The sequence below is a fragment of the Peptoclostridium acidaminophilum DSM 3953 genome (assembly GCF_000597865.1).
GTDB lineage: Bacteria > Bacillota > Clostridia > Peptostreptococcales > Peptostreptococcaceae > Peptoclostridium_A > Peptoclostridium_A acidaminophilum.
The window spans coordinates 104,335-117,788 of record NZ_CP007453.1; the positions used below are offsets into that span (position 1 = coordinate 104,335).

The 13,454-nt window shown below is 49.9% G+C and carries 14 protein-coding genes; 11 read left to right on the forward strand and 3 right to left on the reverse strand.

Going from position 1 to position 13,454, the window contains the following annotated elements; genetic code table 11:
- The first annotated feature begins 19 nt into the window (after positions 1–19).
- From cobJ to hemL, 8 genes are read left to right on the forward strand one after another with little or no spacing between them, the layout of a single operon-like run.
- Positions 20–757, forward strand: coding sequence for a precorrin-3B C(17)-methyltransferase (gene cobJ / locus EAL2_RS11450; RefSeq protein WP_025436526.1), 738 nt, complete (start codon positions 20–22; stop codon positions 755–757).
- Complete coding sequence (cobK, locus tag EAL2_RS11455; RefSeq protein WP_025436527.1) at positions 754–1,521, forward strand: precorrin-6A reductase; 768 nt, start codon at positions 754–756, stop codon at positions 1,519–1,521. The genes cobJ and cobK overlap by 4 nt, the downstream gene beginning before the upstream one ends.
- Before the next feature lie 52 nt (positions 1,522–1,573).
- Positions 1,574–2,836 (forward strand): glutamyl-tRNA reductase, encoded by a 1,263-nt coding sequence (hemA, locus tag EAL2_RS11460; protein ID WP_025436528.1) that lies wholly within the window; start codon positions 1,574–1,576, stop codon positions 2,834–2,836.
- Positions 2,837–2,840: 4 nt separating this feature from the next.
- On the forward strand, positions 2,841–3,440 hold the full coding sequence (locus tag EAL2_RS11465; RefSeq protein ID WP_051489233.1) for a precorrin-2 dehydrogenase/sirohydrochlorin ferrochelatase family protein: 600 nt from the start codon (positions 2,841–2,843) through the stop codon (positions 3,438–3,440).
- Positions 3,421–4,335 carry a hydroxymethylbilane synthase gene (hemC, locus tag EAL2_RS11470; protein ID WP_041693207.1) on the forward strand — a complete coding sequence of 305 codons (915 nt, stop codon included), beginning with the start codon at positions 3,421–3,423 and terminating at the stop codon, positions 4,333–4,335. Before EAL2_RS11465 ends, hemC begins: the two co-directional genes overlap by 20 nt.
- Entirely contained in the window at positions 4,325–5,830 is a 1,506-nt protein-coding gene (cobA, locus tag EAL2_RS11475) for a uroporphyrinogen-III C-methyltransferase (RefSeq protein ID WP_025436531.1), read from the forward strand. The genes hemC and cobA overlap by 11 nt, the downstream gene beginning before the upstream one ends.
- Positions 5,831–6,805: a porphobilinogen synthase gene (hemB, locus tag EAL2_RS11480; RefSeq protein WP_025436532.1), complete on the forward strand. Its 975-nt coding sequence runs from the start codon at positions 5,831–5,833 to the stop codon at positions 6,803–6,805.
- A complete protein-coding gene (hemL, locus tag EAL2_RS11485) occupies positions 6,805–8,118 on the forward strand; it encodes a glutamate-1-semialdehyde 2,1-aminomutase (RefSeq protein WP_025436533.1) in 1,314 nt (437 codons plus the stop codon). The genes hemB and hemL overlap by 1 nt, the downstream gene beginning before the upstream one ends.
- A gap of 116 nt (positions 8,119–8,234) precedes the next feature.
- On the opposite strand, the gene EAL2_RS11490 is transcribed toward hemL, so the two are convergent.
- Entirely contained in the window at positions 8,235–9,605 is a 1,371-nt protein-coding gene (locus EAL2_RS11490; RefSeq protein WP_041693249.1) for a D-serine ammonia-lyase, read from the reverse strand.
- A gap of 328 nt (positions 9,606–9,933) precedes the next feature.
- Between EAL2_RS11490 and EAL2_RS11495 the strand changes: the two genes are divergently transcribed.
- Together EAL2_RS11495 and EAL2_RS11500 are read left to right on the forward strand one after the other, a co-directional pair.
- Positions 9,934–10,491, forward strand: a complete 558-nt coding sequence (locus EAL2_RS11495) for a helix-turn-helix domain-containing protein (protein WP_025436535.1) — start codon at positions 9,934–9,936, stop codon at positions 10,489–10,491.
- Positions 10,492–10,521: 30 nt separating this feature from the next.
- Positions 10,522–10,887: a hypothetical protein gene (locus EAL2_RS11500; protein WP_025436536.1), complete on the forward strand. Its 366-nt coding sequence runs from the start codon at positions 10,522–10,524 to the stop codon at positions 10,885–10,887.
- A 119-nt stretch (positions 10,888–11,006) separates the two neighbouring features.
- On the opposite strand, the gene EAL2_RS11505 is transcribed toward EAL2_RS11500, so the two are convergent.
- Positions 11,007–12,152: a putative bifunctional diguanylate cyclase/phosphodiesterase gene (locus EAL2_RS11505; RefSeq protein WP_084481256.1), complete on the reverse strand. Its 1,146-nt coding sequence runs from the start codon at positions 12,150–12,152 to the stop codon at positions 11,007–11,009.
- The gene (locus EAL2_RS14910) at positions 12,058–12,750 is read right to left on the reverse strand and encodes a sensor domain-containing diguanylate cyclase (protein WP_051489240.1); all 693 of its coding nucleotides are present in this window, start codon (positions 12,748–12,750) and stop codon (positions 12,058–12,060) included. The genes EAL2_RS11505 and EAL2_RS14910 overlap by 95 nt, the downstream gene beginning before the upstream one ends.
- Before the next feature lie 186 nt (positions 12,751–12,936).
- Here EAL2_RS14910 and EAL2_RS11510 point away from each other — a divergent pair, with 186 nt between their 5' ends.
- Positions 12,937–13,392, forward strand: coding sequence for an Lrp/AsnC family transcriptional regulator (locus EAL2_RS11510; protein ID WP_025436537.1), 456 nt, complete (start codon positions 12,937–12,939; stop codon positions 13,390–13,392).
- Positions 13,393–13,454: the final 62 nt, after the last annotated feature.

Here is a 13,454-nt window from a genome sequence, read left to right on the forward strand (position 1 = left end):
GTTATTGGGAGGAAGGATTATGAATGAAGGCAAGATATTTGTTGTAGGCATAGGCCCTGGGGGAAGAGAGCATATGACTGGCGCTGCCATAGAGGCCATAGGCAGGTCCGATGCCGTCATTGGCTACAAGACATACATAGAACTGATAGAGGACATGCTTTTGGACAAGGAAATCCTCGGCTACGGCATGAAGCGCGAGGTCGAAAGGTGCAGGGCTGCGCTTGAGCTTGCGGAAAAAGGCAGGACCGTAGCTCTTGTGAGCAGCGGGGACTGCGGAGTCTACGGCATGGCGGGAATAATGCTCGAAATTGCGGCTGAAAGCGGCTGCGAGAGCGACATAGAGATAGTGCCCGGAGTGCCGGCTGCGAACTCGGCGGCGGCATGCCTTGGGGCACCCCTTATGCACGATTACGCCACGATAAGCCTGAGCGACCTTCTTACGGACTGGAGCGCCATTGAAAAAAGGCTTGATTGCGCGGCGCAGGCCGATTTTGTAATATGCCTCTACAATCCAAGAAGCCATGGAAGAAGGGAGCACATAGAAAAGGCAAGAAACATTATAATGAAGCACAGGGCCGAAGGCACACCTGTAGGCATAGTCCGCAGCGCCATGAGGGAAGGTCAGTTTGCGACGGTAACGACGCTGGGAGAAATGCTAAGCCACGATATAGACATGCTGACGACGGTAATAATCGGCAACTCGAAAACGTATGCATCTGAGCTGGGAATCATAACCCCGAGAGGCTATAAGCGATGATTCTGCTGCTTGGAGGTACATGTGACTCGAGGGCGCTGGCAGAGCTGCTGGCTAAAAAGGGAGCAAGTGTCCTGCTGAGCGCAGCGACGGAGTACGGTGAATCGCTCGCAAGCGGAGTAACTGGAATCGAGACCAGGTCCGGCAGGCTGACTTCAATCGAGCTGGAGCTGCTTGCCCTGGAAAGAGGAATCAGGTGCATACTTGACGCCACGCACCCTTATGCGGCCCAGGCCTCGAAGAGCGCCATCGAATGCACAAGGCGCCTTGGGATAGCATATATAAGATATGAAAGGGCAAAGACGCAGTGCGGCGGATTCTCTGAAGCGCTCAGATTCGATTCCGCGGCTCAGGCGGCCGATTTTCTTTCGTGCAGTGAAGGCAACGTGCTCCTTACGACAGGAAGCAACACTCTCGAGGAATTCACAGCCAAAGTAGAGCCAGAGAGGCTTTATGCAAGAGTGCTGCCCACCAGCGGTGTCATAGGAAAGTGCGAGGCCCTCGGGATAAAGCCATCGAGGATAATCGGGATGCAGGGTCCGTTTTCAGAGAGCATGAACCGCGAGCTTATACGTTCGTACAATATTAGCTTCATTGTCACAAAGGACGCAGGAGCGGAAGGCGGCACAGCTGAAAAGCTCGGGGCCGCAAAGGCTGAAGGCATTAAGGCCGTTATTATAAACAGGCCGCAAATGGAATATGGCAGAATATGCAGTACAATCGAGTGTGCAGCGCAGGCGGCAATTGAGGCCATAGCCGCAATGTAAGGAGATAGGCATAGGCAGAGCAAGGCAATGCAGGACAGCATGGAGGGTTGAAATGGAAATAGGGGTTGTGGGCGTAAGCCATAAGACAGCTAATTCGGAAATAAGGGAAAAGGCCGCATTTACGCAGAGCTCAGCAAGAAAGGCAATGGAGAAGCTGGCCAGCTCACTTGGCGCGGAATTTGCAATAATATCAACTTGCAACAGGAGCGAGTTTTATTATGCGGCAAGCGAGTGGGAACAGGTAGAAAACGAAATAGAGAAGCTGTATATGGGCATGGCTGGAGAAGGCGGAATGCCTCGCGGCAGCATGTACAGGAAGAGAGGCACTGATGCGGCCGTGCATCTTATGAGCGTTGCAGCAGGACTCGACTCTATGGTGCTCGGCGAAGACCAGATACTATCACAGGTAAAGAGTGCTCACACCCTTGCGCTCGAGTGTAAAAGCAGCGGAAAAGCACTAAACAGGCTGTTCATGAACTCCATAAGCTGCGCCAGGCACATAAAGAGCACGCTCGGCATATCCACATATCCGCTCTCCGTGGCATACATAGGCGTGAAGCTCCTGGCAGAAAAAGCTGAGGGGCTCGCCGGCAAAAGAGCCCTGATCATAGGACTTGGCGAGACCGGCAGACTAAGCCTTGAGCATCTGCTTGCCGAAAAACCGCTCTCTGTCGAAGTGGTCGCAGGCAGAAAGGGCTTAAGCAAAAGTGAGACGGCTGACTGGCTATTGGAAAGGGGAATAAGGCCCGTTGCGTATGAGGACAGATACGAGGCCATTTCAAGGTGCGACGTGCTCATATGCGCAACTTCATCGCCGCATCACGTGGTGGAAGCAAATGAAATGGGGATAAGGCGAAGCAGACTCATTATAATGGACATGGCAATTCCAAGGGATGTGGACCCAAACGTCAAAGCCGCAGAGAATGTTGAGCTTTACGGCATAGATGACATATCCGAAATAGCAAGAGCAAACGAGGCATGCAGGGCGCAGCTTGCGGCAAAGGCGAGCGATATTGTAAATAAAAGAGCTAGGGAATACATGAGATGGCTCGCAGGAACTTGCGTAGATCCCGTGATAGGAGGCCTCAACAACAGATGCACGGCTATAAAGGAAGAAACACTGGGGTATATAGCCAGGAAGGTCGACCTTGATGAGCGGGAACTCAAGGTGGTTGAAAAGATGATATTGTCCTCGCTCAAAAAGCTCATAAAGGATCCGGTTCAAAAGCTCAAGGAGCTTGACGGAAATGAGGCGAGAAAATACGCCTGTATGCTGGATGACATTTTCGCTCTGGGATGCAGCAAGGGGGAGTGAGTCCATGTTTATGCCTATTATGATAAAGCTCGACGGAAGAGAGGCAGCTGTAATAGGGGCAGGAAAGGTTGCGTTGTCAAAGGCTGCGACGCTGTTAAGCTTTGGAGCCAAAGTGAAGGTGATAGCTCCGGAAATATCAAAGGGCTTTGAAAGCCTCGAAGGAAGCGTTGAGATAGTAAAGGAGCCGTACGACAAAAAGCATATTGCAGGCTGCTTCATGGTGATTGCGGCATCTTCGAGCGAGAAGGCAAACAAGCAGGCGATGCTGGACTGCAAGGATATGGGCATACTTTGCTGCAGGTCTGACAGGCAGGAGGGTTCGGACTTTATATTCCCTTCTGTGCTCAAAAGAGGCAGCCTTGTAATGTCCGTTTCCACGCAGGGCAAAAGTCCGGCGCTTTGCGGAGTCATCATGAGGGAGCTTGAGAAGGCCTACGGCGAGGAGTATGAGGAAAAACTGGAGCTGCTGTGGAAGCTCAGAGGCATGCTGGCGCTCTCTGAAAAAGATCAGGAGCAGAGGGCGAAAAGGCTGCGGGAAGCGGCAGCTATGGACAACTATGAAATTGCGAGGGTGATTGAGTCGTATGGATGCAAAAAAGATTAAGGTAGGCACAAGGGGAAGCGCCCTGGCCCTGGCGCAGACAGAGTGGGTCATAGCCAGGCTGAAGGAGAAGAGTCCTGAGGCGCAGTTCGAAATAGAGATAATAAAGACAAAAGGCGACAAGATACTCGACGTCGCCCTGGACAAGATAGGCGACAAGGGCCTTTTTGTAAAGGAGATAGAAAGAGAGCTCCTGAGCGGCGCAATAGACATGGCCGTGCACAGCATGAAGGACATGCCTTCGGAAACTCCAAGCGGCCTGATGATTTGCAAAACGCCTGTGCGCGAGGACCCAAGAGATGCGCTTGTGCTAAGAGAGGGAATAGGAAATCTAAGCGAGCTCCCGCCTGGCGCCGTAATCGGCACAGGAAGCAAGCGCAGGGAATGCCAGCTGCTCTCGATGAGGAGCGACATAAAGACGACGGGCATAAGGGGCAACATAGTAACAAGGCTAAAGAAGATGAGTGAGCAGGGCATGGACGGCATTATGCTGGCCGCAGCGGGACTCAAGAGGCTGGGTCTCGAAGGCAGAATAAGCCAGTACATGAGCCTTGACAGCTTCCTGCCGGCGCCTGCGCAGGGCGCGCTTGCCATACAGGTGAGAGCGGGTGATTCAATGCTCATTTCACTTGCCGAATCGATAAGCGACAATGAGACCTGCATTCAGACAATGGCCGAGAGGGCATTCCTTGAGGCTTCAGGCGGAGGCTGCCACATGCCCATAGGCGCGTACTGCAGCATAGACGGTGAAAGGCTGCGCCTTGATGGGCTTCTCGGAAGAGAGGACGGCAGCGCGGCGGTGCGCAGGAGCATCGAAGGCAAGGCAGGGGAAGAATCGGAGCTGGGCAGGAAGCTGGCGCAAATGATGCTAAAGGAGCTGAGCGGCAATGAAGGGTAAGGCATATCTTGTGGGCGCAGGCCCCGGAGACTACGGACTCATAACTATAAAGGGCATGGAGCTCATTAAAAAAGCCGACGTAATAATATACGATAGGCTCATAAACAGCGGCTATCTGCTCAGCGCCCGAAAGGGCTGCGAGCTCATATACGCGGGCAAGGGCCCTAAAAACCACGAGATGACGCAGGAGGAGATAAGCCGCCTCATAGCAGACAAGGCGCTCGAGGGCAAGCTCGTTGTAAGGCTAAAGGGCGGTGATCCCTACGTGTTCGGAAGGGGCGGAGAAGAGGCGCTCCAGCTTAGAGAAAGCGGAGTGGAATTCGAGGTCGTGCCCGGCATAACCTCCGCCGTGGCAGGGCTTGCGTACGCTGGAATACCTATTACGCACAGGGGCGTTGCCGACTCCTTCCACGTCATAACGGGCCACCTGGCCGCTGGCGAGAGGCGCGACTGGAGAGCGCTAGCCGAGCTCAAGGGAACGCTTGTATTCCTCATGGGCATGGAAAACCTGGGCCATATTGCCAAGGAGCTAATTCAAAACGGAAAATCTCCGGATACGCCTGCGGCCGTAATAAACTGGGCCACAACAGGCAGGCAAAAGGTTGCGGTTTCGACGCTTTCGGGAATCGAAGCGGAGGCAAGAGCGGCAGGGCTTGGCTCGCCCTCGCTCATAGCAGTCGGAGAAGTGGTTGAGCTGCGAAGCGAGCTGGCTTTCTTTGAAAAGCTCCCGCTGCACGGCAAAAGGGTCATAGTTACAAGATCGCGGGGACAGGCGAGCGCACTATCTGGGCGGCTAAGGGAAATGGGGGCTGAAACGGTTGAAATTCCGGCAATCGAGATAGTAAATGAGCCGTTTGGCGAAGCGCTGGAGAAGGCCATAAAGGATTTAAGAGGCTATACCCACATAGTCTTCACAAGCGTGAACGGAGTCGATATATTCTTTGAGAGCCTGTCTGCAGCTGGACTCGATTCAAGGAGCCTTTCTGGCATGACTGTGGCCGCGATAGGGCCGGCAACAGAGGCTGCGCTTAAGGATCGCGGGATAAGGGCCGACATAGTGCCGGCAGAATACACGGGCGAGAACGTGGCGGCAAGCCTTTTGCCCACGATAAGGAGGGACAGCAGGGTCCTTCTGCCAAGGGCCAAGGGGGCAAGGAGAGAGCTTGTGGAGCTGCTCTCAAGGGAGTGCCGCGTCGACGAGGTTGTAACGTACGAGGCTGCTATGCCAAAGCAGGAGAAGGACTCGGCGCAGGCCATTGCTGAGCTTGAAAAGGCTGACATTGTAACCTTCACAAGCAGTTCGACTGTAAGGAATTTCATAGGCCTCATAGGCGAAGAGGGAATTCCGATACTCAAAGAAAAACTCATAGTGTCGATAGGACCAATAACAAGCATGGAGCTTGAAAAATACGGGCTCAAGCCTAGTCTGCAGGCGGCGGAATACACGATAGACGGCCTGCTCGATGTCATGAAGAAAAACGCGGAGGTGGAGTAGATGTATCCAAGGACGAGAGGAAGAAGGCTAAGAGAAAGCGATGCGATAAGAAGCCTTGTTAGGGAAACGAGGCTCAGCCCCAGCGAGCTTGTATACCCGATATTCGTCATAGAAGGAGAGGGCGAAAAGCGGGAGATATCTTCAATGCCGGGAAACTACCATTTTTCTGCGGACATGCTCGCAGACGAGATAAGCGAACTAAGGGATCTGGGCATAAATGCTGTCCTGATTTTCGGCGTGCCGGGCATTAAGGACTCAATCGGAAGCGAGGCCTACAGGGACGCCGGCGTGGTGCAAAGGGCCGTCAGGAACATAAAGGCCCAGCACCCGGACATGCTTGTGATAACCGACGTATGCATGTGCCAGTACACCGACCACGGCCATTGCGGACTCCTCAGCGAGAACGGAAGGGTCGACAATGACCGGACTCTCGAATACCTTTCTAGAATAGCCTTAAGCCACGCCAGGGCCGGGGCGGACATGGTGGCTCCTTCGGACATGATGGACGGCAGAGTGGGCCACATCAGGGACCAGCTTGACGATAACGAATACAAGCATGTTGGAATAATGTCGTACGCGGTCAAGTACGCATCGGCGTTTTACGGTCCCTTCAGGGATGCCGCAGGCTCGGCGCCTTCCTTCGGCGATCGGAAGACCTACCAGATGGACCCGGCCAATACTGACGAGGCGCTGCGGGAGGCAAGAGCCGACATAGACGAGGGAGCCGACATAATAATAGTGAAGCCGGCCCTTGCATACCTTGACGTAGTAAGAAGGGTCAAGGACTCTACCGGCGCTGTAGTGGCGGCATACAACGTCAGTGGCGAGTACGCAATGCTGAAAGGCGCCGTGGAAAGCGGTATACTCGGGGAGGACGCCATAATGGAATCGCTGATATCGATAAAAAGGGCGGGAGCCGACATAATAATAACGTATTTTGCAAAGGAAATAGCCAGAAAGCTGAGGGGAAAGTAATGGAGCATGGAAGATCAAAAAAGATATACGAAGAGGCAAAAAAATATATTCCCGGCGGCGTAAACAGTCCGGTCAGAGCGTTCAAATCAGTAGGCCTGGATCCCGTATTCATAGAAAGCGGCAAGGGCAGCAGGGTGCTTGACGCCGACGGCAACAGCTACATCGATTTCGTATGCTCCTGGGGGCCGCTCATCCTAGGACACTCTCCGGAATACATATACGACGGCATAGAGGAGATAATAAGAAAGGGAACGAGCTTCGGGCTGCCCACGGAAACAGAGGTGAAAATGGCCAGGCTCATATGCGAGGCGCTGCCGGGGATGGACATGGTAAGGATGGTCAACTCCGGCACCGAGGCGACCATGAGCGCGCTCAGGCTCGCAAGGGCCTACACCGGAAGGGACAAGATCATAAAATTCGAGGGCTGCTATCACGGCCACTGCGACTCGCTGCTTGTAAAGGCGGGCTCAGGGGCGCTGACGCTTGGAGTTCCGACGACTCCGGGAGTTCCTCAGGATGTAATAAAGGACACAATAGTCTGCCGCTATAACGATACGTCTTCTGTGGAGGCCGCATTCAGTGAAAACGCCGGCGGAATAGCCGCAGTCATAGTGGAGCCTGTCGCAGGCAACATGGGAGTAGTGCCTCCAAGGGAAGGCTTCCTCGAGTCTCTGCGCGAGATAACCAAAAGGCACGGAGCGATCCTGATATTCGACGAGGTGATAACGGGCTTTCGGCTCTCATACGGCAGCGCGCAAGGGCTTTTCAAAGTAGAGCCCGACATCACATGCCTTGGCAAGATAATAGGCGGGGGTCTGCCCGTTGGCGCTTACGGCGGGAAAAGGGAGATAATGAGCATGGTTTCGCCTCTTGGAAGCGTATACCAGGCAGGAACCCTCTCCGGCAACCCGCTTGCGATGCACATGGGCATGAAGACACTCGAATACCTCAGGGACAATCCTCAGGTATACGGCAGTATAGAGGATAATGCTGTCAGGCTTGAAGCTGGGCTCAATGCCATAATAGACGAGCTTTCAATAGACGCCTGCGTGACAAGGGCAAAGGGAATGGTGTGCCTTTTCCTGGGGAAAGGGCCTATGGAAAGCCATGATGATGTCATAAGATGCGACACGGCAAGGTATGCTTCATACTTTCGGGAAATGCTAGAGAGGGGGGTCATAATTCCTCCGGCCCAGTTCGAGGGCTGGTTCCTCTCGTATGCACATACAAGAGAAGACATAGAATATGCCATAAAGGCGAGCAGGGAGTCGCTTGAAATCGCCTTTGCAGATATAATAAAATATCGACCATAATAATTCAGCAAACGGCAGAAAAACGGAAAGTCTTTTATACCGACATAAAAGACTTTCCGTTTTTTATTTGCTGAATGCTCGCTTACGAAGATGCAGTGCAGCCAAACATTAAAATTTTATAGCTCTTCAAGCAGTCTTTTGCCTGTAGAGTAGTATTCGTCCATTATATCCGCAGGGACCATACTGCCGCCCGTAGCCCACGCTATGTGCGAAGAGTTGTCCATGAGGTTTTCTAGGCCTCTAGCCCTTATATATTCCTGGCCGAGAGCATCTCCAAGCAGCATTGCAGCTCCAGGAACTCCCGCAAGAGCCGAAGGCTCGAGCCTGATGCTCTCCGAGTCTATCATTTTGCTGAGCATCATGTACATGGTCTCGTCTTTGACGGAGTAGCTGCCGCTTATGAGGTTCTCGAGCACCTTGCCCACAAAGCCGGAAGCCCTGCCTACCGCAAGTCCGTCTGCCGCCGTCTTGTTGTCTATACCGAAGTCCTGAACGCACACCTTGTCGTGAAGCCCGCTCATTAGGCCTATAAGCATGCACGGCGAATGCGTAGGCTCCGCAAAGAAGCAGTGTACGTTGTCCTTGAACATAAGCTTGAGGCCGAAGGCCACGCCGCCGGGTCCGCCGCCGACTCCGCAAGGCAGGTAGACAAACAGAGGATGCTCACTGTCAACCTTTACGCCCAAATCATCAAGCTGGCCTTTCAGCCTTGAAGCCGCCACAGCATAGCCCATGAAGAGATTTTTTGAATTCTCGTCATCCACAAAGTACATCTTGGGGTCGCCTTCAGACTGTTTTCTGCCTTCCTCAACGGCTATGCTGTAGTCAGATTCGTATTCGACAACAGTCACGCCCTTGCTTCTTAGAAGGTCTTTTTTCCACTGCTTGGCGTCTGCAGACATGTGGACATACACCTTGAAGCCAAGCTGCGCACTCATTATGCCTATGCTAAGTCCCAGATTGCCGGTTGAGCCTACAGCTATGGAGTAGCCTGAGAAGAAATTCCTGAAATCGTCGCTGTCGAGCTTTGAGTAGTCGTCCTCTACGCTGAGCAGGCCGGCTTCCATCGCAAGCTCCTCGGCGTGCTTGAGCACCTCGTATATGCCGCCTCTGGCCTTTATAGAGCCCGATATGGCAAGGTGGCTGTCGCACTTAAGCAGAAGCTCGCCCTTGATTTGAGTATTATAGAAGGTTTCGACCTCTGTCTTCATCTTGGGGATCCTGACAGTTGGAGACTCTATTATGCCGCCTGATTCCCTTGTCGCCGGGAACACCTTAGCAATGTAGGGAGCGAACCTTTTCAGCCTTTCCTCAGCATCCTTTACATCGTCCATTCCGATTTCAACTTTCTTGATTGCATCTTCGAAGCTCTCGTACTTTCCGTTTGTCCAGAAAGCCTCTTCGAGATTGATGACCTTGTGCATTAGAGGGTATTTTTCCTTCCACTCCGAAATACTCATGCCGGCTACAACAGTCTTTTCATCCATGCCAATTACCTCGCTTTTATAATTTTTTTTCATAATCATCATAATGGTTATATTCACAAAACTCAGCTGCTTGAAACATTAATTACTCATCTCGAGCAGGGGTGTTGAATATAACATGTTCGTACCTTGCTCATTATATACCTTAAATCACATGATGTTTATTATATTGCGCATATGTTTGCTATAATAAACTTAAGTAGATTATAGCTGATGCTTGAAAAAAATTCAATACATAATCACACTGTTTAGTATAATAAACAAATATATGCTCGTTTCATCACATATGCTATAATAAAATCAAAGCATTTTTGAGAATAAGGAGATGGCCATGCCGGACTTTAGCATAGGAAAGACAATACTGGAACACAGGAAATCAAAGGGTTACAATATAAGAGAATTTTCAAGGCTCACTGGGCTCAGCACCTCGTTGCTAAGCCAGATAGAAAGAGACCTGGCCAATCCATCGCTGAATGCGCTCAAGGCGATTGCAAATGCGCTCAACATACCGCTTTTCACCCTCTTCATAAACGAAATAGATCACAGCCTGCTGATACTTAGAAAAGAGGACAGGAAAAAGGTGCACAGGTCGGACAACGTGCATGTTATTTCCGAGATGATTACACCCGAATACATGAAATCATCAAACGTTGAAATGCTGACAATGAAGCTAGAGGCGCATTCGCAGCCCAGCGAGGAATACTGGATGCACGCCCAGGAGGAGATCGCCTTAGTCCTGAAAGGGAATCCGACAATATTTCTGGACGACATTCCATACAAGCTGAATGAGGGAGATTCTGTAAGGATACTGCCCAACATGAAGCACAAGTTCGTAAATGACGAGGATTCGCCGGCTGAAATAATGTATGTGCTCATTTCGATAGTATAATCTGAGCGAAATATCAGGAGGTCGATTCGCATGGGACCCAAATTCATCAGGCTGAACTCGTCAACGAGGCATGAGCGGCACACGGTAATAGCGCATGCCAGAGAGGCGATCTCAAAAAGCGGAGGATGGATACTGGACTTCAAGATGTTTTCAAATGTATCCATAAATATAGTATTCCAGATGGCACTGGGCGATGTAGGAAAGCTGGAGCATGCCCTGGAGCAAGTTGAGATAAAGCTCTATCCGGAAAGCATTGATGCCCTGGAAGGCTTTGTTCAAATAGCAAATGAGCTGCCGCGGAAAAAGCTGGAGAATGAGATTTTCGGAACGCTTCAAATCACATTTATACACAGCGAAAAGGACCTTAAGATAATAGTGCCCTCGGTCCCGGGTTAACCTAATAAAAGACCATACAAATTATAAAAGCTCCGCTGCTAATGCTCGGAGCTTTTATAATTATTTAAAATGACAAATTATGTAGAAATATTATAAAACGTGTATAAGTACCGCGATGCTTATCGATTTTGGGGCGAACTGTTCTCCACAAGGAATTTGAGGAAAGCGTCCTTGCCCAGAGGCCTGCTGAAGAGGTATCCCTGACCCATGTTGCAGCTATTCTCCCTGAGGAAACTAAGCTGATTGTCTGTTTCAATGCCCTCGGCCACCACATGGAGATTAAGTATGTTGGCCATGGCTATAATGGTTGAGACTATTTGAGTATTGTCTGTATTTTTGTTTATGTCGCTGACAAAGCTCCTGTCTATCTTGAGCGTGTCGATTGAAAGCTTCTTGAGCTGTCCAAGTGATGAATAGCCGGTTCCAAAATCGTCCATCGAAAGCCTGACTCCAAGAGAACTGAGCCTGGAGAGCATGTCTATAGTTTTGGAAATGTTCTCGACTGGTATGCTTTCTGTAATTTCAAGCTCCAGGTACTGCGGGTCGAGGCCCGTATCCTCAAGTATTTGCGAGACTGTATCTACAAAATCGTCCTGCTCGAATTGTTTTAGTGAGACGTTTACAGCCATGGTTATAGGATTAAGGCCCATATCCTGCCATTTTTTGTTTTGTCTGCAAGCTTCATTAAGGACCCACTTGCCGATTGGGACTATGAGATTGTTCTCTTCGGCTATCGGTATGAAGCTGTAGGGAGGGACAAGCCCTAGCTTTTCGCTTTTCCATCGCAGAAGTGATTCTGCAGCAACCACATGACCGGAATTGATGTCTACTATTGGCTGGTATTCTAGATGGAATTCATTTTTGTCGAGCGCAAACCAAAGATTGTTTTCAAGCAAAAATGCGCTGTTAATTTTTTCGTTTAAGTTAGGTGAGAAGAATTCTATGTAACTGCCTGGTCTTTCTTTGGCCTTGTACATGGCTATGTCGGCATTTTTTATAAGTGATTCCACGTCATCACCGTTTGTAGGGTGAAGCGCTATGCCGATGCTCACTGACATATGGAAAATATGGGTGTCGAATATAAACGGCTGCCTGAAAAATTCCACAATGGCGTTTGCAAGCTCAATAAGCTCATCGTCGTCGGAATAGTCCTCAATGACAGTGATGAACTCATCTCCGCCTATTCGTGCAACATTCCTCGCAGGGCCAATTATGCTTTTGAGATTTTTTGGCCACCACCTGCAGGAGTTTGTCTCCATTTGCATGCCCAAGATTGTCGTTTATCTTCTTGAAGCCGTCAAGGTCGAAAAAAAGCACGGCAAGCGGTTTGCCGCCGGCAGTTCTAAGGAGCGCGCTCAGATGCTTCATGAAGTACCGTCTGTTGTAAAGGCCTGTAAGACTGTCTTTGTAAGCGAGGATATTTATCTCTGCTTCATTTTTGCTGTATTGCGTGATGTCTCTAACAATGGCAGCGCATGCATCATCAGCGGTACTGGAAAGCTTTACAAGAGATGTCCTGGAAAAAAAGCTTTCGCCATTTTTTTTAAAATATGAAGTGTCAAAATCGCATCTGCCTTCATCTAGTGCGGATTCAATCATGAACATATTCTGCTCGTGCGTTCTTAGACTTTTTTTGCTCTTATCAAGGCAAAGGCTAGGAAAATCATGGCCAACAAGCTCTTTTTTTGAAGAGCATTCAAATAGTTTTGTTGCATGCTCGTTGCATTCAACTATGTTTAAGCCCCTTAGTATGAAAATAGCCTCGGGAAGAGTTTCAAAAAGTTGCTCGAATTTTATGTCCAAAGAGCTGTCCAGAGCGGGATTTTCAAAAGCTGCATATGAAGCTGGGGGACTATTTTGCATGGCCACGGTCTCCTTTTGTGATTATAGTTAAAAAGATTGTTAAATAAATGCTGTTATATTGTGGCTTTTAATGATAAAATAATATTGTGAATTTTGCTTTTATAATAATAAGTTGGCGATTCGCTAATAATTATCGGGCCACGGCCTTTTAAAACTAATAAAAAATGGCCTTTGGGAGGATTTAACATGGATTCTACAGATTATAATATTATAAAAATACTTCAAAACGATGGAAGAATATCAATGAAGGACCTGGCTGTCAAAGTCGCCCTGAGTCCGCCTGCCGTTGCAGAAAGAGTCAGACGGCTTGAGGAAGCAGGAGTAGTACAAGGATATAAAGCTGTCATTAATCCAGAAAAACTCGGCAGGAACATAAATGTGCTTATAAATGTAGACATGAAGGTTCAGGGCCGAGAAAAGTTCATGGACTTTGTCAAAAAAGAAGACAGCATTATAGAGTGCTACCATGTAACAGGTCCGTACTGTATGATACTCAAGGCAAGCCTTGACAAGATGGCGAGTCTCGAAAGCCTCATAGGAAAGATTCAGGTATTTGGCGACACTGAAACCTTCATAATACTCTCCAAGCCTGTAAATGAAAAGGTCATAGGCAGGCTGAGTGAATCGCCGGGACAGCCGTAATCAATACAGCGGTATCAGACAGAATATAGCTTGCATTCTCAGGGAATCCGGCATAAGCCGGG